Origin of the sequence: Burkholderia metallica (genome assembly GCF_001718555.1) — a bacterium.
Classification (GTDB): domain Bacteria; phylum Pseudomonadota; class Gammaproteobacteria; order Burkholderiales; family Burkholderiaceae; genus Burkholderia; species Burkholderia metallica.
Map to the genome: position 1 here is coordinate 2,251,731 of NZ_CP013403.1, position 23,442 is coordinate 2,275,172.

At 66.8% G+C, this 23,442-nt stretch carries 23 protein-coding genes, 1 tRNA gene and 3 pseudogenes; 11 read left to right on the forward strand and 16 right to left on the reverse strand.

Annotation, left to right across the window (positions count from 1 at the left end; all coding sequences use genetic code 11):
• Positions 1 to 134 precede the first annotated feature (134 nt).
• The 4 genes from WJ16_RS29560 to WJ16_RS29570 all read left to right on the forward strand — a co-directional run bounded on the left by WJ16_RS29560 (position 135) and on the right by WJ16_RS29570 (position 1,962).
• Positions 135 to 500: a copper resistance CopC family protein gene (locus tag WJ16_RS29560; RefSeq protein ID WP_069260519.1), complete on the forward strand. Its 366-nt coding sequence runs from the start codon at positions 135 to 137 to the stop codon at positions 498 to 500.
• Positions 501 to 582: 82 nt separating this feature from the next.
• Positions 583 to 1,029: a copper chaperone PCu(A)C gene (locus WJ16_RS29565; protein WP_069260520.1), complete on the forward strand. Its 447-nt coding sequence runs from the start codon at positions 583 to 585 to the stop codon at positions 1,027 to 1,029.
• Between the two features lie 30 nt (positions 1,030 to 1,059).
• Positions 1,060 to 1,233, forward strand: a complete 174-nt coding sequence (locus WJ16_RS35390; RefSeq protein ID WP_167375403.1) for a hypothetical protein — start codon at positions 1,060 to 1,062, stop codon at positions 1,231 to 1,233.
• A 99-nt stretch (positions 1,234 to 1,332) separates the two neighbouring features.
• Complete coding sequence (locus WJ16_RS29570; RefSeq protein WP_069260521.1) at positions 1,333 to 1,962, forward strand: LysE family translocator; 630 nt, start codon at positions 1,333 to 1,335, stop codon at positions 1,960 to 1,962.
• 15 nt (positions 1,963 to 1,977) lie between these two features.
• On the opposite strand, the gene WJ16_RS29575 is transcribed toward WJ16_RS29570, so the two are convergent.
• On the reverse strand, positions 1,978 to 3,300 hold the full coding sequence (locus WJ16_RS29575; RefSeq protein ID WP_069261216.1) for a leucine-rich repeat-containing protein kinase family protein: 1,323 nt from the start codon (positions 3,298 to 3,300) through the stop codon (positions 1,978 to 1,980).
• Between the two features lie 140 nt (positions 3,301 to 3,440).
• Between WJ16_RS29575 and WJ16_RS29580 the strand changes: the two genes are divergently transcribed.
• Positions 3,441 to 3,525: transfer RNA gene (locus tag WJ16_RS29580), tRNA-Leu, on the forward strand.
• A gap of 298 nt (positions 3,526 to 3,823) precedes the next feature.
• Here the strand turns inward: WJ16_RS29580 and WJ16_RS35975 are convergent.
• Both WJ16_RS35975 and WJ16_RS29585 read right to left on the reverse strand, forming a co-directional pair.
• Positions 3,824 to 3,961, reverse strand: a pseudogene (locus WJ16_RS35975) (MFS transporter); the annotation flags it as partial.
• Positions 3,931 to 4,692, reverse strand: coding sequence for an SDR family oxidoreductase (locus WJ16_RS29585; RefSeq protein WP_069260522.1), 762 nt, complete (start codon positions 4,690 to 4,692; stop codon positions 3,931 to 3,933). The pseudogene WJ16_RS35975 and the gene WJ16_RS29585, both read right to left, overlap by 31 nt.
• A gap of 42 nt (positions 4,693 to 4,734) precedes the next feature.
• On the opposite strand from WJ16_RS29585, the gene WJ16_RS29590 reads away from it, so the two are divergent.
• The 4 genes and pseudogenes from WJ16_RS29590 to WJ16_RS35715 all read left to right on the forward strand — a co-directional run.
• Complete coding sequence (locus WJ16_RS29590) at positions 4,735 to 5,712, forward strand: AraC family transcriptional regulator (RefSeq protein ID WP_069260523.1); 978 nt, start codon at positions 4,735 to 4,737, stop codon at positions 5,710 to 5,712.
• 72 nt (positions 5,713 to 5,784) lie between these two features.
• Positions 5,785 to 6,639: pseudogene (locus WJ16_RS29595) on the forward strand (AraC family transcriptional regulator); the annotation flags it as partial.
• 47 nt (positions 6,640 to 6,686) lie between these two features.
• Positions 6,687 to 7,094: a DUF2000 family protein gene (locus WJ16_RS29600; RefSeq protein WP_069260524.1), complete on the forward strand. Its 408-nt coding sequence runs from the start codon at positions 6,687 to 6,689 to the stop codon at positions 7,092 to 7,094.
• A 180-nt stretch (positions 7,095 to 7,274) separates the two neighbouring features.
• A pseudogene (locus tag WJ16_RS35715) lies at positions 7,275 to 7,358 on the forward strand (DUF2000 domain-containing protein); the annotation flags it as partial.
• A gap of 41 nt (positions 7,359 to 7,399) precedes the next feature.
• Here WJ16_RS35715 and WJ16_RS29605 read toward each other — a convergent pair.
• The 4 genes from WJ16_RS29605 to WJ16_RS29620 all read right to left on the reverse strand — a co-directional run bounded on the left by WJ16_RS29605 (position 7,400) and on the right by WJ16_RS29620 (position 10,749).
• Positions 7,400 to 7,750: a VOC family protein gene (locus tag WJ16_RS29605; RefSeq protein WP_069260525.1), complete on the reverse strand. Its 351-nt coding sequence runs from the start codon at positions 7,748 to 7,750 to the stop codon at positions 7,400 to 7,402.
• A gap of 65 nt (positions 7,751 to 7,815) precedes the next feature.
• Entirely contained in the window at positions 7,816 to 8,739 is a 924-nt protein-coding gene (locus tag WJ16_RS29610) for a DMT family transporter (RefSeq protein WP_069260526.1), read from the reverse strand.
• Positions 8,740 to 8,752: 13 nt separating this feature from the next.
• Positions 8,753 to 9,739: a 2OG-Fe(II) oxygenase family protein gene (locus WJ16_RS29615; RefSeq protein WP_069260527.1), complete on the reverse strand. Its 987-nt coding sequence runs from the start codon at positions 9,737 to 9,739 to the stop codon at positions 8,753 to 8,755.
• A 29-nt stretch (positions 9,740 to 9,768) separates the two neighbouring features.
• Entirely contained in the window at positions 9,769 to 10,749 is a 981-nt protein-coding gene (locus WJ16_RS29620) for a hypothetical protein (RefSeq protein ID WP_069260528.1), read from the reverse strand.
• Between the two features lie 132 nt (positions 10,750 to 10,881).
• Here WJ16_RS29620 and WJ16_RS29625 point away from each other — a divergent pair, with 132 nt between their 5' ends.
• Entirely contained in the window at positions 10,882 to 11,733 is an 852-nt protein-coding gene (locus WJ16_RS29625) for a LysR substrate-binding domain-containing protein (RefSeq protein WP_069260529.1), read from the forward strand.
• An 83-nt stretch (positions 11,734 to 11,816) separates the two neighbouring features.
• Here WJ16_RS29625 and WJ16_RS29630 read toward each other — a convergent pair whose 3' ends face one another.
• The 5 genes from WJ16_RS29630 to WJ16_RS29650 form a co-directional block, all read right to left on the reverse strand.
• Positions 11,817 to 12,518, reverse strand: coding sequence for an ABC transporter ATP-binding protein (locus WJ16_RS29630; protein WP_069260530.1), 702 nt, complete (start codon positions 12,516 to 12,518; stop codon positions 11,817 to 11,819).
• Positions 12,518 to 13,291, reverse strand: a complete 774-nt coding sequence (gene livG / locus WJ16_RS29635; protein WP_069260531.1) for a high-affinity branched-chain amino acid ABC transporter ATP-binding protein LivG — start codon at positions 13,289 to 13,291, stop codon at positions 12,518 to 12,520. The genes WJ16_RS29630 and livG overlap by 1 nt, the downstream gene beginning before the upstream one ends.
• Positions 13,288 to 14,559, reverse strand: coding sequence for a high-affinity branched-chain amino acid ABC transporter permease LivM (locus WJ16_RS29640; protein WP_069260532.1), 1,272 nt, complete (start codon positions 14,557 to 14,559; stop codon positions 13,288 to 13,290). Before WJ16_RS29640 ends, livG begins: the two co-directional genes overlap by 4 nt.
• Before the next feature lie 11 nt (positions 14,560 to 14,570).
• On the reverse strand, positions 14,571 to 15,497 hold the full coding sequence (gene livH, locus WJ16_RS29645; RefSeq protein WP_069260533.1) for a high-affinity branched-chain amino acid ABC transporter permease LivH: 927 nt from the start codon (positions 15,495 to 15,497) through the stop codon (positions 14,571 to 14,573).
• Positions 15,498 to 15,679: 182 nt separating this feature from the next.
• Positions 15,680 to 16,798 carry a branched-chain amino acid ABC transporter substrate-binding protein gene (locus tag WJ16_RS29650; protein WP_069260534.1) on the reverse strand — a complete coding sequence of 373 codons (1,119 nt, stop codon included), beginning with the start codon at positions 16,796 to 16,798 and terminating at the stop codon, positions 15,680 to 15,682.
• 814 nt (positions 16,799 to 17,612) lie between these two features.
• Here WJ16_RS29650 and WJ16_RS33980 point away from each other — a divergent pair.
• The gene (locus WJ16_RS33980) at positions 17,613 to 18,236 is read left to right on the forward strand and encodes a hypothetical protein (RefSeq protein ID WP_076606024.1); all 624 of its coding nucleotides are present in this window, start codon (positions 17,613 to 17,615) and stop codon (positions 18,234 to 18,236) included.
• Between the two features lie 92 nt (positions 18,237 to 18,328).
• On the opposite strand, the gene yfiB is transcribed toward WJ16_RS33980, so the two are convergent.
• The 4 genes from yfiB to WJ16_RS29670 all read right to left on the reverse strand — a co-directional run bounded on the left by yfiB (position 18,329) and on the right by WJ16_RS29670 (position 23,441).
• A complete protein-coding gene (gene yfiB, locus WJ16_RS29655) occupies positions 18,329 to 18,838 on the reverse strand; it encodes an outer membrane lipoprotein YfiB (protein ID WP_069261217.1) in 510 nt (169 codons plus the stop codon).
• Between the two features lie 85 nt (positions 18,839 to 18,923).
• Positions 18,924 to 20,192: a diguanylate cyclase DgcN/YfiN gene (dgcN, locus tag WJ16_RS29660; RefSeq protein ID WP_069260535.1), complete on the reverse strand. Its 1,269-nt coding sequence runs from the start codon at positions 20,190 to 20,192 to the stop codon at positions 18,924 to 18,926.
• Positions 20,189 to 20,908 carry a regulatory sequestration protein YfiR gene (gene yfiR, locus WJ16_RS29665; RefSeq protein ID WP_069260536.1) on the reverse strand — a complete coding sequence of 240 codons (720 nt, stop codon included), beginning with the start codon at positions 20,906 to 20,908 and terminating at the stop codon, positions 20,189 to 20,191. Before yfiR ends, dgcN begins: the two co-directional genes overlap by 4 nt.
• A gap of 286 nt (positions 20,909 to 21,194) precedes the next feature.
• Positions 21,195 to 23,441 (reverse strand): xanthine dehydrogenase family protein molybdopterin-binding subunit, encoded by a 2,247-nt coding sequence (locus WJ16_RS29670; RefSeq protein ID WP_069260537.1) that lies wholly within the window; start codon positions 23,439 to 23,441, stop codon positions 21,195 to 21,197.
• Position 23,442: the final 1 nt, after the last annotated feature.

The window sequence follows — 23,442 nt, forward strand, 5'->3', positions numbered from 1 at the left end:
CGCCCGCGTGCGAACGGCCGGTCGCGCACGTTCGCGCCGACGTCGCCCGCCATCGGTGACGCCGTGACGATGCGCATGCATCCGGCCGTCGAATCCGTGTCGCGCCATCCGGTTCTCCATTCGCATACCCAACCATGAAAACTGCCACTTTCGTTCGCGGCGCACTCGCCGCACTCGGCTTCGTCGTCATCCACGCCGCCCACGCCCACGCGTTCCCGAAGACGCAGGAACCCGCCGCCGATTCCACGCTTTCGAGCGCGCCGCACGCGGTCACGATCGGCTTCAGCGAAGCGCTCGAGCCGGCTTTCAGCTCGATCGCCGTCACCGACAGCCACGGGCAGTCGGTCGTCGACGGGAAATCGTCCGTCGACGCCGGCAACCGCAAGCGCATGCACGCCGCGCTGACCAGCCTGACGGCCGGCACCTACACGGTCGCATGGATCGCGGTGGCAAGCGACGGCCACCGTACGCAAGGCCACTACTCGTTCACGCTCAAATGATGCATCGCGATGCGCATCGACGGGCCACGCCGGTCGCATCGTCACCACTTCCCGTCGAATTCATCCATAAGGACAACCAATCATGAAACGCTCGATGTCGACCGGCCTGCTGTTCGCGCTGCTGGCACTGCAAACCCCCGTCACGTTCGCCGCGCCGGCCGTGCAGGCGGAAAACTGCTGGATCCGTGCGATGCCGGCCACCGTTCCGTCGTCCGGCTACTTCACGCTGAAGAACGACGGCGACGCGCCCGTCACGCTGACGGGCGTCGACACGCCCGCGTACGGGATGGCGATGCTGCATGAAACGCAGACGAACGGCAGCACCGCGAAGATGGTCCACATCGATGCCGTCGACGTGCCCGCGCACGGCACGGTGACCTTCAAGCCGAAGAGCTATCACGTGATGCTCGAGCAACCGCGCCAAGCCGTCGCGCCCGGCGCGAAGGTGCCGTTCCGGCTGCATTTCGCGGACGGCTCGACGGTCGCCGTGACCTGCGACGCCAAAGCACCGACCTACTCCGGCCAGTAACGCCATCCGCCCCGATCGAAGGAGACGCACATGAAACACCGCCTGCCGCTGGCCGACCTGATCGTCCGCTACCGGACGCCGCTGAACCTCGCCGTGATGATCGTCTGCGGGATCTGGGCCGGGTGGATCGCGTGGATGACGCGGCCCGCCGCGATCGATACGCCGCCGTCGATTCCCGCGTACTGCATGCGCGACGCCCGCTGACGCGCCGCGACGGCACGGTTCCGGCGCAGGCGTGCGCCATTTATTGGCGTGGCATCATCGCGTCATCCCGATCGCCGGAACCGCCTCCCGGAGCACCGCATGGCCATTCAGACCTGGATGCTGTTTGCCGCAGCCTATCTCGCCACGACGCTGTCGCCGGGGCCCAACGTGCTGCTCGTCATCCGCAACACGGTGCGCTACGGCACGCACGGCACGGCCGCGACGATCGCCGGCAACCTCGCGGCGCAGGGCGTGGTCGTGGTGCTCGTCGCGCTCGGCGTCGGGGCGGTGCTGGCCGCGATGCCGCCGCTGTTCGTCACGATGAAGGTGATGGGCGCCGCGTACCTGATGGTCGTCGGTGTCCGGCAACTGCGCGGCGATCGCAACGCCGCCGCTTCTGCCGGCGCGGCGGACATCATGGTGCCCGACCGCCGGAAACTGTTCCGCGAAGCGCTGTTCGTATCGGGCAGCAATCCGAAGACGATGATCTTCCTGTCGGCGTTCATGCCGCAGTTCATCGTGCACGACCGGCCGCTCGCACTGCAGTTCGTCGTGATGTACGCGACGATCGCGTGCACCGTCGTCGTCGTTCACAGCGTCTATTCGGCCGGCGTGCGCCGGTTCCATCGCGGCTTCGGCATGAGCCGCGCGGTGCGTGCGCTCAAGCGCGCGAGCGGGCTGCTGTTCGTCGGGCTTGGGATCAAGCTGCTAACCGCGCGGCAGGCGTAAGCAGGCGCGACGCCGTCACGCGTGCGCGGCCAGTTCGGCCGCGATCTCGTCGAACGACGGCCGTGCAGCGACGTCTTCGCTCACGCAGGCCGCCGCGAGCGCATCGAGCGCCTCGCTGCCGGCCCACGTGCGCGGTTCGCATCGCGCGAGCAACTCGCCAAGCAGATGGCCGAACGCTCGCACCTCGACTCGCTCGAACCCGGCGGCGCGCGTACGATCGCGCACATCGTAGAGCGACGCCGCGCCGAAATCCCCGAGCAGCGCCGCGCCTTCGCCGTCGTGCAGGATGTTGTGCGCGTACAGGTCGCCATGCATGATGCCGCGGGCATGCAGATGGCCCGCCACCGACGCGATGCCATGCGCGATCCGCACCGCTGCCGCCGGTTCGAATTGCGCGTCGGCCGCATACACGTCGAGCGTGCAGGTCGCGAAGCTCGGCGGCCCGGCGAGGTTCGTCAGCGCGGGATCGACCAGTTCCATCACGAGGCCGTGCGTGCCGTCGGGATGCCCGCGCACCTTGCCGATCACCGGGATCACGTTCGGGTGGCGGCCGGCGTGCAGGCACGCGGCCATTTCGCAATCGGGCAGGCCGTCGCTCGTCACCGCGCCCTTGAACAGCTTGACGGCGACCGCCCGTGGCGATTGCCCGTCCGCACGCCACTGCGCGCAGTAAATGACGCCCGATGCGCCCTCGCCCAGCTTCTGCTCGCAGGCGAGCGACGTCCAGTCGACGTCCACGACTTCGGGCCCGGCCGACGCCGCGGCTTCCGGCGCGGCGCCGAACGGATTGCCTGCGGTGGCGAGCCACGCGAGGCGCGGCAGGCGCAGCAGCCAGTCGGGCAGTTCGTCCAGCCGGTTCGCGGACAGCCGCACCAGCTCGAGCGCGCGGCATGCGGCCATTTCGGCGGGCAGCGCGCGCAGCCGGTTGCCCGCGAGCATCAGCTTTTGCAGCCGCGTGCAGTCGCCGATGTCGGCGGGCAATGCGTCGATTGCGTTGTCGGTGAGGATCAACCAGCGCAGCGCGCGCGGCAGCGATCCGCGCGGCACGGTTTGAATCCGGTTCGCCTTGAAACCGATCATGTCGAGCTGCCCGCACGCGCCGAGCACGTCGGGGAAGGCGGTGAAGCGGTTGCCGGACGCGAACAGGATGCGCAGGCGGTGCAGCCGCGGGAGGTCGTCCGGCAGCGCGGACAACGCATTGCCGGTCAGGTCGAGCACTTCGAGCGTGTCGGCGAGATCGAAGATTTCGCGCGGGAATTCCGTCAAGCCGCATGCGAGCTTGAGTTGCCGTGCGCCAGCGAGCTGGCCGGCCTGCAGTTGTTCGAGGGTGTGGGTCACGCGGAGAAAACAGGTGGCGGTTGCGACGATCGTCGGGTCGATCGCCCGGATTTTACCGGGATCGCCGGCAGCATCCGACGATCGTGTCACACCCCCTTCACAAACGCGCAACGTCGCGCTAGAATTGCGCCCCTTGCAGTGCCGACGTGGTGAAATTGGTAGACACGCTATCTTGAGGGGGTAGTGGCGAAAGCTGTGCGAGTTCGAGTCTCGCCGTCGGCACCAAATGCGGTTACCCCGCATGCACCGCAGTTCCGGAAACCCGCGACAGCACGACGCTTCGCGGGTTTTTTGTTTGGGATGTGCGGCCGTCGCAAGGAGCGCCGGCAAAAATGTCAGGACAATCTCGTGGCCCTTCGCAATGTCGGGCCGTCCCATGCCGCTCGGTCAGATCGATGCGTCATCACGACATCCAGAAACCGTGCGTGCGACAGCATCGACTCACCGCCGGGCGATCCGCGCTGCAATGCTGCACCAATGAATACGACAAGCATTGCAGCGGTCGAAACCTCTCAGGCGTCGATCACGATGCCCTCACATCGCCCCCCTTCATCACCGCATACACCGCCTCGCGCCGCCGCAACCGCATCGCGATCAGTTCGCCGAGATCGCGCGTGCTCTGCACGGCCGTCACGCCGATGCCGGCGCGCTCGCTGCCGCCCACTCAAGGGCATCGGCGCCGGCCGGAATACGCATCGGGCTCGACGGATCGGTCGCCGCCCGCCACACGGCTTCGGCGACGTCCTGCGCGTGCGTGACCGGCGCGGATGCATCGAGCATCCGCGCGACGCTCGCCCCGACGAATTCCGCATACGCTTCGTGCTCGAAGCCGTGCATGTTCGCGCGTGCGTTGTCGGCGAAGCGCGTGTCGGGCGCACGGCCCGGGAGCACGAGATGCGCGCGCACGCCGAACGGCTCGAGTTCGACCGCCATCGATTCGGTGTACGCATTGACCGCCGCCTTGCTCGCACGGTACGCGCTGACGAGCGGCAGCGCCTTCAGCGTGACGCTCGACGTGACGTTCACGACCACGCCGGCCCCGCGCTGACGAAACTGCGGCAACACGGCCTGCGTAAGCGCGATCGTGCCGATCGTGTTGGTCTCGAACAGCGCGCGCACCGTGTCGAGCGGCAGAAGCTCGGCCGGCGCGGCGGCGCCGAAGCCTGCGTTGTTGACGAGCACGTCGATCGGACCGGCCGCATCGATCGCGGCGCGAATGCTGTCCGCGTTCGTCACGTCGAGCGGCAGCACGCGCAGGCGCTCCGACAGTGGCAGCACGTCCTCGCGCGGCGTGCGCATCGTCGCGACGACCTGCCAGTCGCGGGCGAGGAAATGACGGGCAATCTCGAGGCCGAAGCCGGAAGAACAGCCGGTGATCAGTACGGTCTTCATGCAAACTCCTGTGAGTGCGTTGGGCATGTGTTCGTACGATAGATGGCTGGATTCGTATTTGCTACAATCGAAAATCCGCTTTTCTTTTGCGAGCGTCCGGCAATGATCGACCCGTTGACCGAAGTCGTGACCCTGCTGCAACCCGGCGCGCGACATTCCAAGTCCATCCGCGGCGCCAGCCCCTGGTCGATCAGCCGCACGGTCGCGGGCGAGCCGTTCTATTGCGCGATCCTCGACGGCGGCTGCCGGATCGCGATCGACGGGCATGCGCCGATCGCGCTGCTGCCCGGCGATTTCGTGCTGATTCCGGCGGCGTACGGCGTCGCGATGTCCAGCCTCGAACCGCCGCCGCCGGGTGTCGAAACCGCGCCGCCGGTCGCGCTCGATCACGGCGAATTCCTGATCGGAGACCCCGCCAATCCGGTCGATACACGGATGATGGCCGGCAACTGCAGCTTCGGTTCGTCGGACGCATCGCTGCTGGTGTCGCTCTTGCCCCGCTTCGTGCACGTGCGCGGCGAACCGCGGCTGACCACGCTCGTGCAACTGGTCCGCGACGAATCGCGTGCGCAGCGCCCCGCACGCGACATCGTGCTGGCGCGCCTGCTGGAAGTGCTGCTGATCGAGGCGCTGCGCTTCACGTCCGGCACGAACGCGTCGCCCGGCCTCGTGCGCGGGCTGGCCGACAGCCGGCTCGCCGCCGCGATCCGCCGCATGCACGAACGCCCCGCGCATCCGTGGACGATCGTCGAGCTGGCGAAAGAAGCGGCGCTGTCGCGCTCGACCTTCTTCGAGCGCTTCAGCCGCGCGGTCGGCCTCGCGCCGATGGAATACCTGCTCACGTGGCGCATGGCGCTCGCGAAGGATCTGCTCCGCCGCAACGAGGGCCGCATCGCCGAGATCGCGGCGCGCGTCGGCTACAGTTCGGCGAGCACTTTCAGCGTCGCGTTCTCGCGGCACGTCGGCCGGCCGCCCGCGCAATATGCGCGCGACGAACAGGCGGCGGCAAACGGATCATGATGCGCTCCCCAATTCCCGTCGCGCGACCTGCGTACACTATTCGCCGAGCAACGACCACGCGCGCCGCATCCGATGACGACACCCGCGAAGAAACTCGACACGACCGACCACTGGCTCGTCGCACGGCGCGATGCGGAAACCGGCATCGAAAGCCTGCATGCGCATTTCAACGGCCACGCATACGATGCGCACGATCACGACGACATGCTGATCGGCTTCACCGAACAGGGCGTGCAGCAGTTCCAGTGCCATCGGTCGGTGCATACGAGCGTGCCGGGCCGCGCGATCCTGATCGAGCCGGGCGCGCTGCACGACGGTCATGCGCCGGAAGCCGGCGGCTTCACGTACGGGATGCTGTACCTGCCGCAAGCATGGGTCGAGCGCGCGGCGCGCCGGCTGGACCTGCCGGGCCTCGGCGGCGTCGAGGCGTCGTTCGGCCATACGCTGGTCGACGACCGCGGCCTCGTCGACGCGATCCGGCACGCGTTTTTCTCGATCCACGGCAACGAAGGCAAACTCGCGCGCGACCAGACGCTCGACCGGCTGCTGATGCGGCTCGGCGGCGAACTGCGCAGCCCGCCCGCGCTGGAAAGCAGCGTCGTGCCGCCGTCGATCGCGCGCGTGCGCGACCTGCTGCACGAACACATGGACGACAACATCGGGCTCGATGCACTGGCGAGCGTTGCCGGAGTCGACCGGTTCCGGCTGACGCGGCTGTTCCAGCGCGCGTTCGGCGCGTCGCCGCACGCGTACCTGGTGCGCTTGCGGCTGCGCACCGCGCGCCGGCTGCTGGCGGCCGGCCGCACGCCCGCGCAGGCCGCCGCGGACGTCGGCTTCGCCGACCAGAGCCACCTGGGCCGCTGGTTCCGCCGCGCGTACCGGATCACGCCGGCCGCGTACCGGCAACTGTGCACAAACGTTCCAGACGGATCGCGCGCCGCATTCGATCATGAGCGCCCCTACGAGGAGCAATCATGTTCGATACCAAGGTAGCGCTGATCGTGCGCGACGATCTCGCGGCGTGGCAAAAACTCAATGTCGTCGCGTTTCTCGCGACGGGCGTCGCGGCCGAAGCGCCCGACGCGCTCGGCGAGCCCTACGAAGATGCGGCGGGACGCCGCTACGGCCGGATGCTGGGCCAGCCGATGCTGGTATTCGCGGCCGACCTGAACGGCCTGCAGGCCGCGCACCGGCAGGCGTTGTCGCGCGAACTCACGATCGTGCCCTACGTGCACGCGATGTTTTCGACCGGGCACGACGCGGCCAACCGCGAAGTGTTTCGTGCCGGCGATGCGGACAATCTCGACCTCGTCGGGCTGGCGCTGCACGGGCCGAAGAAGGCAGTGGAGAAGGCCGTGAAAGGGCTCAGGCTGCATGCGTGACGCACCGCATGTCGAATCGGCGATTCGACGATTCGACGAGGGAGTCGTCGATTCTGTATTAACCCGGATAGATCGCTCTCCTGTAGCCAATTTGACTACGATTGAAGCAAATTTGACTACAAACTCACTCCGGTCAGCACGCAGGCCACCATGTCGAAGCACTATCGGGCACGACGGGGCCGTGCCGGCGATGCGGACAATCTCGACCTCGTCGGGTTGGCGCTGCACCGGCCGAAGAAGGCGGGGGAAAACGCCGTAAAGGGCTGGCGCCGCATGCGCAAACACCGAAGCCGCCGCGCACCGCCTCAGCGATGCGCAAGCACGTTGACCAGCTTGCCGAACGGATCGCGCACGTAAAACCGCCGCACGCCCCAAGGCTCGTCGGCGGGGCCGTATTCGACCGGAATCCCGGCCGCATTGACGCGGGCGAGCGCTTCATCGACATCGTCGACCTCGATCGACAGATCGGGCGTCGGCGTACCCGATCCGCCCTGCGATGCGAAGCTGATCTGCACGTCCATCTGCTCGGCATTGCCGTAGGTCGCGATCCAGCCGTGGTCCATCAGCAGGTCGAGGCCGAAGATGCGCTGGTAAAAGCGCTTTGCGTCGTCGACTGATCGGGTGTCGATATTGGCGACGATCCGTTTGACGATCATCGTGTTCCTTCGCGGTTCGGACAGTACCGCGACGCTACACCGGAACCGCGCGCGCCACCAGTGCGTCAGCGGCCGGCCGCCTCCATGTCCGCCCGCCGCGCCCGCGCGGGCCGCTCGCCGTGCTTGCCGGCCAGCCACACGCCGATCGCGACGACGACGATGCCGAGATAGGTCGTCACCTCGATCCGGTCGCCGAACATCCACGCGGCCCACATCAGCGTGACGGGCGGATCGAGATAGACGAGGATCGCCACGCGCGTCGCGGGCATGCGCTTGAGCAGCGCCCACAACGACAGGTACGCGATAAAGGTCGAGAACACCGTCAGCCACACGACGGAGACCCACACGTTCGGCTGGGTCGGCACGTGCAGGTCGCCCGTGACGATCCCGCACGCCGCGAACAGCACGAGGCTCACGCAGCCCTGCACGAACAGCGGCAGGAACAGCCCGTCCTCGTTGCTGCGCGCGGCCGTCAGTGCGCGGCGCCGCTGATAGATCGTCGCGATCGACAGCCCCAGCGCCGACACCAGCGGCAGCAGGTACATGACGAGCCCGACCGAGCCAGCCGGCAGCGCGTACTGCCCGCCGATCACGATGCCCACGCCGGCGAACCCGACGACGAGCCCGGCCCACTGGCGCGCCCCGCTGCGCTCGCTGCCTTCCACCGCCGTCATCGCGGCCGTGATGAGCGGCTGTAACGCGGCGACGATCGCGGCGATGCCGGGCGGCAGACCGTGCTGAATCGCGATGTACACGCAGGTCAGATAGAGGAACTGCGACAGGAAGCCGATCACCGCGTGATAGCGGAGTTTCTCCCAGGTGAGGCGCCCGAGCTGCCGGTTGAGGACGATCGCCAGACAAAGCGTGACGAGCAGGAACCGCCAGAACAACAGGTTGAACGCGCCGGCCGTCTCCGCGCCGAGCTTGGCGCCGATGAAACCGGAACTCCACGACAACACGAAAACGAGCTGGAGCAGGAATAGCTGCATGGGGCGACGGCTCTCAGAAAGTGGCCGGGGACACGCGCTGGTCCTCCAGATCCTCGGGGCGAATCGGTTCGAGCCCGAGGCGCCGGTACTGCAGTTCGGCATCGTCCTTGAGCGCGCGCTGCAGCGCCAGCCAGTTGACGATCGTGCGCGGGATGCCGTCGTCCGACGCGAGATGCCAGAAACCGTTGTCATCCTCCCGCGTGAGCGGGCAATGAAACGACAGCACCAGCGACATGCGGCGCCCCGACACGACCGGCTCGACGCCATGGAACAGCTTGCTGCCATAGATGAGCAGCGCGTCGCCCGCGTTGTCGAGGTTCGCGGTCTTCACGTGCCGGCGTTCGCGATCGTGGCGGTCGAACGTCTCCGCGGTCGATTCGTAGAACAGAAAGTTTCCGCCCTCGTAGTCGGATCGATCCGACAGCACGATGTTCAGCACGAAACTGGTGCCGTCGGTATGCCACATGCCCAACTGCTCCCGGCCGTCGCGCTGGTCGGTCGGGTAGTAGTAGTTGAACTGCGACCGCGCATTGACCATCGGATACGGAATCAGCGGCGCACCGGCGAGACGGGACACCCTCAGCAGGAACGCACGGTCGTGCATCATGTCGTCAATGAAACGCGAGCGCTCCGTCACCGCACGCACGCGCTTCGAGATGATCCAGTTGCTGCTCGACGCGCTGCGCTCCAGCGCGCGGCCGATCTCGCGCAACGCATCGACCGCTTCGTCGGAAAACAGTCCGCGAAGATGGCACACCGCATTGAGTGCATCCGAGCGCGTGCCGCGCATCGGCACGTCGCGATAGCCGAGATCGTCGAGGTTGCGCCGGTATCGCACCTCGTAGCCGTCGCGCAGGCAGGCTCGGGTCCAGCGCATCGGCTCCGTCGCGGCGTCGAGCGCGCCGTCGACGTTCGCGCCGCCGGAGAGCGACGTCTGCAGCGCGAGCCTCACCCGGTCGATCCCTCGCGCAAACACCGGCAATGCATTTCCCTTGTTCATCGCGTGCCTCGCTGTGGTCGTTTCGGCATTCAGCCCTTGAACTGCGCGATCTGGTACACGACGCTGCCGTCGCCGCTGTGCAGTTCGTCGATCACGCGGCAATTGGCGTGGCTGTGGCGCACGCGGCGGAATTGCTCCGGCGTGTATTTCAGGCAGACGTTGGTGATCAGATGCCCGTCGGCCCCGGCTTTCGACACCGGTTGCAGCGTGACCGCCACATGGAACTGGTCGCCGAGCAGATTGAGCCGGACGATCGACACATGGTGCTGGCCGAGCGGCTCGAAGCCCTGCTGCCGGCTGACGACCTCGGAAAACCGCACCATGTTCTCGTTTTGGTAGAAGGTGTAGATGGGCTCCTCTCTGCCCTCGACCAGCAACTGCATTTCAGACACGACGTAGGTCGACTTGCCGCCGAGATTGCGAATGACCCGGCCGATCGTCACCGGCAGTTCGTTGCCCTCCTGGAACCCGAGCATCGTGATGAACGTCACGTCCTGGCCCTGGTCGATGCGGCCCCACTGCACGTTCCGGTAATCGTCGGCGATGTAGTTGAAACAGCCGGGCGTTTTCAGGAACGGCATGATCGCGTGCCGCATCGCGTCTTCCGACGATTCGTTGATGTCGACGGCCGTGTAGCGCAGATGGTCCGGCCCGCCGCCGCTGACGGCCTTCACGAGCTCGGTCGTCTTGACCGGTTCCGGCCCGAGCTCGATGTAATGCACATCGCGGCCGCGCGACAACGTCGCGAGCCGCTCGCTCAGCTTGCCGATCGCTTCGCGCAACGAACCGTTGCCGTCGCGGTCCGCGCACAGCGCGGGGCTGCGCACGCCCAGCTCGTTCAGGTTTCGCATCAGCGAAAACACCTCGCGCCCGGCTTCCTTCCTCCTCGTATCATCGTCGCCGCGCTTCAGCGTCGAATATTTTTCGTGATTCTCGACCGTCCATACCGATTCGGCCTTCAGCTTCCTGTCGCGCACCAATGCATCTACAACGAAATCGTTGATCGACATGAATCGTTCCCCGGATACGTGCAACGCCCGGCCGGCTGCCTGCCGTCGTCTGCCTGTTGACCCGAGGATAGGGATGCCCAATAATTCCGTCAATCGACATTACCTGAATCACTGATTCGGAATTTCCAAATCATGCCGCGTACCCTGGACGTCGACCTGCTGCGCACCTTCCACGCGGTCGCGAAGCTCGGCCGCTTCAAGGATGCGGCCGCCCACGTGAACCGCAGCCCGTCGTCGGTCACCGCGCAGATTCAGAAGCTGGAAGAGATGGTTGCGCAGCGCCTGTTCACGCGCAACAACCAGGCCGTCGAACTCACGCAGTTCGGCCACAAGCTGCTGAGCGACACCACCGAGTTCCTGCTGAGCCACGACCGGCTCGTCGAATCGCTGTCGCCGCAGGTGCTGACCGGCAAGTTGCGGCTCGGGATCCCCGATTCGTACGCCGCGCACTTCATGGCGGAATTCCTGCCGCGCTTCGCCGCCGACCGGCCGCTGCTCGAACTGACCGTCGAGGCGCGCTCCAGCGAAGAGCTGCAGTCGCTGTTCTCGCGCGGCCAGCTGGACATCACGATTGCCGTGGTGCCGAAAGCGCCGCCGCACGGCGAGCTGCTCAGCAAGACGCACCCGGTATGGGTCGCCGCGCGGACCTTCAAGTTCAATCCCGACGCACCGTTGCCGATCGCCGTGCAGTTGCAGGGCTGCCCGTACCGCGACACCGCGCTGAACGCACTGAGGAAGGCGAAGATCGCGCACCGGATGCTGCTCGAAAGCGCCAGTTCGCCGGCGGTCGAAGCGTGTATCGCCAACGGCCTCGCGGTCGGCCTGATCGAACACGATCGCGTGTCCGGCAACCTGACGAGCCACGTCGCCGGGATCGTGCTGCCCGATCTCCCGCCGCACCTGATCTATATCCTGACGGACGACAGCAATCGCGCCGCGCTGCATCTGCGCGACGTACTGAAAAGCACGTTCAGGATCGGATAGGAAGACAAGGCCGGGAACCGGCCTTGCATGAGAACGCAAAACGGGAAGCGCCGCCGGCCCGTTGCAGGCCGGCGGCTTCGGCATCAACCGCCGAGGTACGCCTGCTTGATCCGGTCGTTCGCGAGCAGGTTCGCGCCCGTATCGGCGAGCACCACGCGCCCCGTTTCGAGCACGTAGCCGCGATCGGCCACACCCAGCGCCTTGTTCGCGTTCTGCTCGACCAGGAACACCGTGACGCCTTCGTCGCGGATCGTGCGGATGATGTCGAAGATCTGCGCGATCACGAGCGGCGCGAGGCCGAGCGTCGGTTCGTCGAGCAGCAGCAGGCGCGGCTTGCTCATCAGCGCGCGGCCGATCGCCAGCATCTGCTGCTCGCCGCCCGACATCGTGCCGGCCCGCTGCGCCGCGCGCTCCTTCAGGCGCGGAAACAGCTTGAACACGTGCTCGATGCCGTCGTCGATCTCGTGACGGCTCGCGAAGAAACCGCCCATCTTCAGGTTTTCGAGTACCGTCAGGCTCGGGAACACGCGCCGCCCTTCCGGCGAAATCGCCATTCCCTGCCGCATGATCTGGTGCGTCGACATCCCGGTGATGTCGTTGCCCTCGAACAGCACGCGGCCCGACGAGGCGCGCGGCGTGCCGCACACGGTCATCATCAGCGTCGTCTTGCCCGCGCCGTTGCTGCCGATCAGCGTGACGATCTCGCCCTTGTTCACTTCGATCGACACGCCCGCGAGCGCTTCGACGGCGCCGTAGTGCGTATGGACCTGTTCCAGCTTCAGCATCACTCTTCCCCCAGATACGCCTTGATCACGCGCGGGTCGTTGCGGACCGCTTCCGGCGTGCCGATCACGATCGGCCGGCCGTGCTCCATCACGAGGATGCGGTCGGACACGCCCATCACGAGGCTCATGTCGTGTTCGATCAGCAGCACCGACACGCCGAACTCGCGGCGCAGCCGGTCGATGAGGTGCTGCAGCTCGATCTTTTCCTGCGGGTTGAGGCCGGCCGCCGGCTCGTCGAGCATCAGGAGGCGCGGCTCGGTAATCATGCAGCGCGCGATCTCCAGACGCCGCTGGTGCCCGTACGACAGCGTGCCCGCCGGCCGGTTGGCGACCGACGTCAGCCCCATCCGGTCGAGCCACACCGCCGCGCGTTCGAGCGCGTCCTTTTCCGCGCGGCGATACGCGGGCGTCGAGAACAAGCCGGGCAGCAGCCCCGCCTTCACCTTGCGATGCTGCGCGACGAGCAGGTTCTCGACGACCGTCAGCGACTTGAACAGACGGATGTTCTGGAACGTGCGCACGAGGCCCTTCAACGCGATCTTGTGGCTCGGCAGCCCGCCGATCGCATGACCGTCGAGCACGACGTCGCCGCCGGTCGGCTTGTAGAAGCCGCCGACGCAATTGAACACCGTGGTCTTGCCCGCGCCGTTCGGCCCGATGATCGCGAACACTTCATCGCGGCGTACGTCGAAATCGATCCCGTCCACCGCGAGCAACCCGCCGAAGCGCATCTGCAGCCCGGCGACCTTCAACAGTTCTGCATTCGCGCTCATTGCGGCAACTCCACGTGGGGACGGCTCGCGGGCAGCAGGCCCTGCGGACGCCACATCATCATCAACACCATCACGAGACCGAAGATCAGCATCCGGTACTCGGCGAAGCCGCGCGCGACTTCCGGCAGCACGGTCAGCAGGATCGCCGCGAGAATCACGCCGAGCTGCGAGCCCATCCCGCCGAGCACGACGATCGCGAGGATCAGCGCCGATTCGATGAAGGTGAACGACTCAGGATTCACGAGGCCCTGACGCGCCGCGAAGAACGCCCCGCCGATACCGGCGAACGCCGCGCCGAGCGTGAATGCCGACAGCTTGATGCGCGTCGGGTTCAGGCCCAGCGACCGGCACGCGATCTCGTCGTCGCGCAGCGCTTCCCACGCGCGGCCCATCGGCATGCGGATCAGCCGGCTCGTCACGAACAGCGTGAAGCCCACCAGCACGAGCGCGAGCAGGTACAGGAAGATCACCACGTGGTCGCCGCTGTATTCCAGCCCGATCAGTTCATGGAACGTCTTCGCGCCTTCGACGCTCGCGCTGCGCGCCATCTCGAAGCCGAACACGGTCGGCTTCGGAATGCCCGAGATGCCGTCCGGGCCGCCCGTGAGGCTCGTCAGGTTGTTCGCGAGCAGGCGGATGATTTCGCCGAAGCCGAGCGTGACGATCGCGAGATAGTCGCCGCGCAGGCGCAGCACCGGGAAGCCGAGCAGGAAGCCGAACGTCGCGGCCGCGATCGCGGCAAGCGGCAGGCACTCCCAGAACGACAACCCGAAATACTGGTTCAGCATCGCGTACGTGTAGCCGCCCACCGCATAGAACCCGACATAGCCGAGATCCAGCAGGCCCGCGAAACCGACCACGATGTTCAGCCCGAGGCCGAGGATCACGTAGATCAGCGCGAGCGTCGCGACGTCCACCGCGCCGCGCGAACCGAAGAACGGCCACACGAGCCCGACCGCGAGCAGCACCCAGACGATCACGCGCTGCTGCTGCGCGCCCATCGCGGGCATCGCCGGCAGCTTCACCGCCGATTTCGCGCGCACGAGCCACGGCTTGAACAACTGGAACAGGAACACGCCCGCGACCGCGATCCACACCGGCCGCCAGTGCGGCGTGAGCACCACCTGATAGCCGTCGAGCTTCAGTTGCAGCCCGAGCACCGGAATCGTGAGGATCGCCGTCAGGAATGCGGCGGCGACGGCGTTTTTCAGCGCCTGGCCGATCGACGCGTCGGCGGCCGGGCGGCGAACGGAAATGACTTGACTCATCTGCGTCTCCCTCAAACCTTTTCGATGTCCGACTTGCCGAGCAGGCCGGTCGGGCGGAAGAGCAGGATCAGCACGAGCAGGCCGAACGCGACGACGTCCTTGTATTCGGCCGGCATGTAGCCCGCTGCGAAGGTTTCGGCGAGGCCCAGCAACACGCCGCCGAGCATCGCGCCCGGGATGCTGCCGATCCCGCCGAGCACCGCGGCGGTGAATGCCTTGATGCCCGCGACGAAGCCGATGTACGGGTTCAGCTTGCCGATCGTGAGCCCGATCAGCACGCCGCCGACGGCGGCCAGCATCGCGCCGAGCACGAACGTGAACGAGATCACGCGGTTCGTGTCGATGCCGAGCAGGTTCGCCATCTTCATGTCTTCGGCGCATGCGCGGCACGCGCGGCCCATCCGCGAATGCGAGATGAACAGCGTGAGCGCGATCATCAGCACGATCGTCACGCAGACGATCAACAGGCGCGCATACGGAACGGTCACGTCGAAGTCGCCGCCGAGATGGATGTCGAACGCGCCGGAGATCAGCACCGGCACGGACACGTCGCGCGCGCCCTGGCCGATCTGCACGTAGTTCTGCAGGAAGATCGACATGCCGATCGCGGAAATCAGCGGCACGAGGCGCGGGCCGCCGCGCAGCGGACGATAGGCGACGCGCTCGACCGCGAAGCCGTACAGGCCGGTGACGATCACCGACACGATCAGTGCGGCGCCGAGCACGAGCGGCAGCGGATAGCCGGCGGAGATGCCGATGGCGGTCAGTGTGACGAGGCCCACGTACGCGCCGATCATGTAGATCTCGCCGTGGGCGAAGTTGATCATGCCGATGATGCCGTAGACCATCGAATAGCCGATGGCGATCAACGCATAGATCGCACCCAGCGTCAGGCCGTTGACCAGCTGCTGGGCGAATTGAGGAAAGAAGTCAGTCATGTGCGGGAAGCTCCCGTTGGCGCTGGGTCGCATGCCGTCGCCGGATCACGGCGCGCGGCCGCGCGCAACGCACGGTGTCGTCTCGGGCCGCCCGTCGGCGCGCATGGGGCAGATGCGCGATCAATACGCACCCGCCCCGTCCGGGTTTCGGACGGGGCGGGTGCGCGGGCGGGTACTCCGTCTTACTTGGCGGCGGTCTTCGTCGCGTCCTTGTGCCACGTGTACACGACGAACTTGAACGCCTTCAGGTCGCCCTGGGCGTCATACGCGACCTTGCCGATCGGCGTGTCGAACGTCGTCTTGTGCATGTACGCGGCGACCTTGGTCGGATCGGTCGACTTCGCGCCTGCGATCGAGTCGGCGATGATCTTCACCGCTGCGTAGGCCGGCATCTGGAACGGGCCGTTCGGATCGCGCTTCTTGTCCGCGAAGGCCTTCACGAGAGCCGCGTTGGCCGGATCGGCCGAGAAGTCGGCCGGCAGCGTGACGAGCATGCCTTCCGAAGCCGGGCCGGCGATCGCCGTCACGTCCTTGTTGCCCACGCCTTCAGGCCCCATGAACGTGGCCTTCACGCCCTGCTCGCGCGCCTGGCGCAGCAGCAGGCCCATTTCCGGATGGTAGCCGCCGAAGTAGACGAAATCGACGCCTTGCGACTTCAGCTTCGTGATGATCGCCGAGTAGTCCGAATCGCCGGCGTTGATGCCTTCGAACAGCACGACCGGGATCTTCGCGGCTTCGAGGTCCTTCTTCACCGACGACGCGATGCCCTGGCCGTACGACTGCTTGTCGTGCAGCACCGCGACCTTCTTCGGCTTCACGTTGTTGATGATGAAGTGCGCGGCGGCCGGGCCTTGCTGGTCGTCACGGCCGATCGTGCGGAAGATGAAGTGACGCTTCTTGCCTTCCGTCAGCTGCGGTGCGGTGGCCGACGGCGTGACCATCACGATGCCTTCGTTCTCGTAGATGTCCGACGCGGGAATCGTCGAACCCGAGCACACGTGGCCGATCACGTACTTGATCTTCTGGCTGACGATCTTGTTGGCGACGGCGACGGCCTGTTTCGGTTCGCAGGCGTCGTCCATCATCACCACTTCGAACTTGTTGCCGCCCGCACCGCCTGCGGCGTTGACCTGCTCGATCGCGGTCAGCGCGCCGGCCTTCACCATGTCGCCGTATTGGGCGACCGAACCGCTCATCGGACCAGCGATGGCGATCTTCACGGTTTCCGCTTGCGCGGCAGCGGCGCCCGCGGCGAACAGCACGGCGGCGACGGAAATGGACGTAAGACGGGACAGCGTCATCTGGGAGCTCCTCGATGTTGTTTAGTCATACGGGCAAAGGCGGCATGACTTGCGCAATCGAACAGCACCCGGGGCGAGGACATGGGACACGCCCGAGACACATAGAAGACGGAACTCCGGCGGAATGTTGCGTAGCGGGGCCCGGCTCTTGCAGTCCCCGAAGGGGACGTCTGGTTCGGAAAGACATCGTGATGCGTCTTGCATTGCGCAAGCGTTTCGCCTGCCCCGCTTGCCAAACCGCTTGATCGGAAGGATGGTCCGACAGCCGTTGGCAAGGCAGTCGAAATTATATGGGCGTTTTTAAATCGTCTGTCAAAAATGCCGGTCGAGTGAGGGAAAACACGGAGGGTTTTGGGAGGCGGCGGTGGCGACCGGGGCGCAACCGGGTGAGGTGCGAGAACGTTTGCTGCGGTGCAATCGGGTTGCTATGGGGGAGTGTCTGTTTGGGTGGTCGCCTTGCTGCGTCTGGCGTTCGGCGCTTGTGGGTTCCGTGCAGCAGGCTATTTCGGCGGCTCAGGGCGCAGGCGTTGCCACTCAATCAACTGATGATTGGTCGGGTCGGCACTGATCTGGTGCGCTCGCTCGAGACGGTAATTCCTTCTGTTTACAAACAAAACTAAACATCTGGAAGCGGATTGTCATTTTTATGAAATAATACGAATTCGCTTCTGCAGTCCAGCCAGCCTCCCTGTGACGCGCGCACGCCGTGCTTCGCAGTCGTTTCAGCGCCGCTTCGACGCCCGTCCGTCGCCCAGCCGCCAGCCAGTGATCTGCCGTTTTTTTCTCATCGCACATCACCTGCTTCGGAACGCTGATGAATCATCCTTTCTACCTTTCTTCCGCCGCCGCGATCGCGTGCGCGCTGTCCGTTTCCGCCGCCGATGCTTCGGGGCGCGATTCGCTGGCCGATCGGTCGGCGGGTGCCAATGTGTTTCGTTCGGAGCGGCAGGCTGCCGCCCGGGATGACGGGCATGCGGTGCGGATGGGCCAGCGTCGCTCGGCGCACGTTGCGCCGGTGGAGCGCAGTCCGTTCGATACGCCCGATACACGACCCTTGCGGGTGACGGAAGGTGCGCTCGTGGCACCGACGCCTTCGGCGGAACACGAGCCCGACTGGGTATTGCCCTCGAATCGTGTCGCGCTCGGTGCGGGTGGGAGCGATAGTTTTGGTCGTGCGTTGCCCGGGTATGAACAGCGCGCGCAGAACTGGAATGAATATCTGCGGGCTAACGGGTCGCGGCCGGCTGGCAGTAGCGGCGCGTATGCGCCGGCTCGTCCGTACGATGCCGCGCGTGGCCCGCATGGGACGCCTAATCCGTTTGATCCGTCCGTGCCGCAACCTGAGACGCGGACGTTTTATGACAACGGTGCGGGCACGCATTGCACGGCAACGGGCGGTGCGGGGACTTCGAGGTCGTCTTGTAATATTGCCTGGTGATGCGTGGGGGGCGGCAGATAAGCAACCCGTTCTCGCCGACCACATCCACCCATCATCCCGATCAACGAAAGCGCTCGAGAAGACCGCCTCCGCTACCGCGGCGACACCACGATCGCCGCCCGTCGATTCTGCGCGCGGCCCGCGGCCGTCTTGTTGTCGCCGACCGGATCGCTCTTCCCCTTCCCGACGATCGTGATGCGCTTCGCATCCAGCCCCAGGTCGACCAGTTCGAGCGCAACGACCTCCGCCCGTCGCCGGGACAGCTCGAAGTCGTATTCGTCCTCCCCTTCCTGGTCCGAGTAGCCGTAGACCCGTACCCCGTTGATCCCCGCCGACCTGAGCGTGCGCCCGATCCTTTCCACGATCCGCCGCACGTCGGGCTTGAGGTTGTAGCGATCGAAAGCGAACAGGATCGGCCCGGTCGAGCCGAACTCGAAACCCTGCGGGGTTTCCTGGAAGCCGGCGGACTTGAGCGCCGTGACCTGCGTCTGCGTCAATCCGCGATGAAGCGGCGGTGCCTGGCAACCTCCGAGCAGCATACACAGAAGCAGCGTGCTGCCGACGCACAGGCGCCCAATGTCCATCGGAAACGTGTTGTTCATCATTGACCCCTTCGATTGCACCCGCATCGCGGGCACTTTTTCAACCCACTGCCGCGGCCTCGCCCGCGGCGTGTAACGATGAACCTCAAGCCGCCCCCGCGACCCCTTCCGCCAGTTGCCACGAGCCTGGCCGGGCGCGCTTGGCGCGGTACATCGCGGCATCCGCCGCCCGCAGCAAGCCGCTCGCATCCGACGCGTGATCGGGATACAGCGCAACGCCGGCACTCATCATGGTGGCCACCACGCGGCCGTCGGACAGCTCGATCGACGGCGCCATGCCGGACAGGATCTCGTCCGCAATACGGCATACGCTGCCCGTTTCCCGCACGGCCGGCAGCATCACCGCGAATTCGTCGCCGCCCAGGCGCGCGACCAGGTCGGCCTCGCGCACCTGCGTGCGCAGCCGTGACGCGATGCCGATCAGCACCGCGTCGCCGGCCTCGTGGCCGAGGCAGTCGTTGATTTCCTTGAAGCGGTCGCAGTCGAGATACAGGATCGCGACCCGCTGGCCGGTCACCCCGGCTTCGCCGAGGGCCAGCGCGAGGCGCGACTCGAACTGCATGCGGTTGGGCAGCCCCGTGAGCGCATCGTGCGTCGCCTTGTGTTCGAGCGACGCATTCTCGTCGCGCAGCGTGTTCTGCCAGCCTTCGAATTCGTCGAGCAGCGCATTGAAGTCGTCGCCGAGCTGGTTCAGTTCGGCGATCGCGACGGGCTCGACCCGCTGCGCAAACGCACGCTCGCGCCGCACGGCGTGCGCCACGCTGGCCAGCGCGCGCAGCGGCGAAACGATGTTGCGCAACAAACGCTTCGAGCTGACATACGCGCCGAACACGCTGACCGCCAGGCAACCGAGAATGCCGCCGACGCCGCCGAGCAGGAATCCGAAGAATTGATGGCCGCGGCCGCGCACGACGACGTGGCCGACGGCGATGCCGTCGTGCATCACCGGCACCGTCACGGGCCCGGGCAGCGCGAGGTCGGCGACGGCGCGCTCGAGCCGCGCGATCCCGCTGCCGGCAGGCAGTTGCCACGTCGCGAACGGCTGGTTCTGGCTGTCGGTGACCACCACCTGCGCGACGTCCTCGTCGCTGGCGATCGTACCGATCGCCTCCGCGGCCGCCACGCGGTCGCCGAACACGAGCGCCGCCTCGACCGTATAACCGAGCGAGCGGGCCAGCAGGTTCAGGTTGTTGCCGGCATACGCGCGCAATGCGATCACGGCCACCACGATCAGCGACACGGCGGCCATCGTGACGGCGACGAACGCGAGGCGCAGGTGCGCGCGGCGCAGCACGCTTTGCAGCGTCGGGCGCGCCACGCGCGACGGGGACAAGTGAGGCGCGAACCGTGTCATGGCGCCCCCGGCCGTCGCGCGAGATTGAGCACGTTCGGATGCACGCGCACACCGCTGCGTGCGACGGCGTCGAGGTTGATGTCGAACGACACGCGTTCGCCGTCGACGTTGAGGCAGAACATGCCGCCCGTCGTGCACGACGGATCGTGTTCCGAAATCGTCAGCACCGGATGACCGGCCAGCGCCGCTCTCACATGCGCTCGCTCGCTCGTGCCCAGGTTGCCGAGATAGACGACGTCGCAGGCCATGCCGAGCGCGGCATCGTCGAAGCGCACACGCTGCACGTCGAGCAGCGTGGAGCCGGCCTGCAGCGTATCGGTCAGGCCGCGCGCATAGTCGGGCCGGCCCGTGACGCACAGATGCAGGCGCACGGGTGTCGTCGGCCAGCGGGTGAAACTGATGATGCCTAGCACGACCTGCCGCACGGCCGTATCGGCAGATGCCGCAGCGGGATCGGCCGGCTCGACGGGGCTCGCGCCCGCGGCGATGCGCAACGCGGCGGCCGGATCGTCGGCTGCGGCGGAAACGTCGGCAAAAACGCCTGCGGATACGGCCTGTGCGGCCCCGAGAACGCAAACGATTGCGACGAGCGCGTGGCGCAGCGACGTGGTCAGGCCGAGACGGCCGGACACGCTCCGCGCGGCGATTGCAGCCGCGCCCGCTGGCGTCGCTGCAGTCGCGGGACTGGCAGCCGACGCGCACACTTTCGCGTCCATGATGGCAACATCCGCTGGCGTCGCTCCGGCGCTGCCTCCTGCCGCCTCCATCCATGCGCGTGCAGGCACCGAATTACGCGCATGATGGCTTCATCTTAGGTAAAAATTCGCATGACCAACCAGTGGGAAACACCCGCGAGAATCATCGGAACGTATGCGGAATCGGCGTGGCGCCGCGCGATTCGACCGAACCCGCCTGCCGACGTCGATCCGGTCGCGACGTCGGTGGATTGATCAGCGGATTGCAGCAGCGCGCGCGTCAAACGTCATACGTTCCGTCGCCACGCTACGCGAGCGCCGACAAATCGAAAGGTGTCTCGCGCAACCGCTTCCCCGTCAGCCGGAACACCGCGTTCGCGATCGCGGGCGTCACGGCCGGGCTCGACAGCTCGCCGACGCCGCCCGGCTTCGCGGGATCGCCCTGCACGATGTGAATATCGGTGTCGGGCATGTCGCTCATCCGCATCACGCGATACGTATCGAAGTTCGACTGCTGCACGCGCCCGTGCCTGAAATCGATACGGTCGGACGTCGCGTGGCCGAGCCCCCACATCAGCCCGCCGTACAGTTGCTCGTCGACGCCGGCCGGCGACACCGCGATCCCGCAATCGGCCACGCACGTGAGCTTCTCCACCTTCACCGCACCGTCCTTGCGCACGACCCGCGCGACCACCGCGACATAGCTGTCGTACGCCTGGTTCGTCGCGACGCCGAGCGCGACGCCGTCCGGCAACGGCTGTCCCCAGCCCGCGCGCTGCGCGGCTTCACGCAGCACGGCCGCATGACGCGGCCGATCGCGCATGTGTGCAAGCCGGAACTCGACCGGATCGCGCTGCGCCGCATGTGCAGCCTCGTCCATCACCGATTCGACGGCGAACACGTTCGGGATGTAGCTCACCGCGCGATACCAGCCGGTCGGCACGCCCGTCTCCATCCGGATCCAGCCGATGTCGCGATGCGGCGCCGCATACGCGAACTCCCATTTCGTGAGCGCCTCGGTCGTGCTGAAATCCATCCGGTCGGTGCGCTCCAGATAGCCGGGCTCCCACTGCTGCGGCGACGCGGGCATCACGGCGCGCAGCCACAGCGACGCGAGATTGCCGTGCGCGTCGAGCACCGCACGCGCGCGGTGGTAGCTCGCCGCGTGATAGAACAGCGCGCGCATCTCGTCCTCGCGGCTGTTCATCAGCTTCACCGGCTTGCCGGTCTTCACCGCGAGCCACGTCGCCTCGAACAGCCAGTATTTCGATTCGCGCGCGCCGAAACTGCCGCCCGACACCAGCTCGTGCAGCGTCACGCGATGCGCGGGGACGCCGCCGATCACGTCGGCCGCTTCGATCGCGGTGGACGGCACCTGCAGCCCGCCCCAGTATTCGATACCGCCGTTGTGCGCCCACACGGTGAGATTGACCGGCTCCAGCGGATTCGCGGCCTTGTGCGGCATCGAATACGACGCGTCGATCGTGCGCGCGCCGGCTGCGTTCGCCTTCGCCGGATCGCCGTCGGCGATCGTCGGCACGACGCGCGCGGCGGGATCGTCGACCCATGCGGCCTGGCGCGCCGCGAGCATGCTGCTGTCGAACGTCTCGAACAGGCTGTCTTCCCATTCGATCGTCAGTGCGGCCTGCCCTCGATGCGCGGACCAGTAATCGTCCGCGAGCACCGCGACGCCGGCCTGGTTGCCGCCGAGCACGTCGGGGCGCGGCGGAATCTGCAGCACGTCGCGCACGCCGGGAATCGCGAGCGCGGCTTTGGCATCGACGCTGCGCACGCGGCCGTCGATCACCGGCGCGCGGGTGACGACCGCGACCAACATCCCCGGCAGCGATACGTCGATGCTGTACGGAAACGACCCGTCGGCCTTCTGCGCGGCACCGCGCTTCCTGCGCAGCTTGCCGATGTAGCGGAACTGCGCGGGGTCCTTCAGCGCGACCTTGTCTGGCGCCGGCAACTGCGCGGCGGCCGATGCGAGCGCGCCGTACGTCGCCCGGCGCCCGCTCGCCGCATGCAGCACGGCACCGTCGGCCGTCGTGCATGCGGCAGCGGGCACGCGCCATCGATGCGCGGCCGCTTCGACGAGCATCGCGCGGGCCGTCGCGCCCGCACGACGCAGCCGGTCGTACTCCATTGCAACGCTCGTGCTGCCGCCGGTCGAGAACACCTTCCACAGCGGATGGATGTACTCGGCGAAAAACGGATCTTCCGGCGTGATCACGTCGACCTTGAACGGATCGACGTCGAGTTCCTCGGCGACCACCGCCGCGAGCGCGGTACGCGTGCCGGTTCCAGAATCGTGCTTGTGCACGACGAGCTTGATCGTGTCGTCGGGCAGCACGCGCACCCACGCATTGGGTTCGAATTCGCCGGCCGCAGGCTGCGGATCGCCGCTCGCGTGCGTGCCGGCGGCCATGGCGTCGGGCATCCGGAAACCGACCGCGATGCCGGCGGCGAGCAACGCGGAACCCTGCTTGAGAAATCGGCGACGCGCGGTCTCGTCGACCTGCGGTGCATTAAATGCGTGATCGTCGCGCATG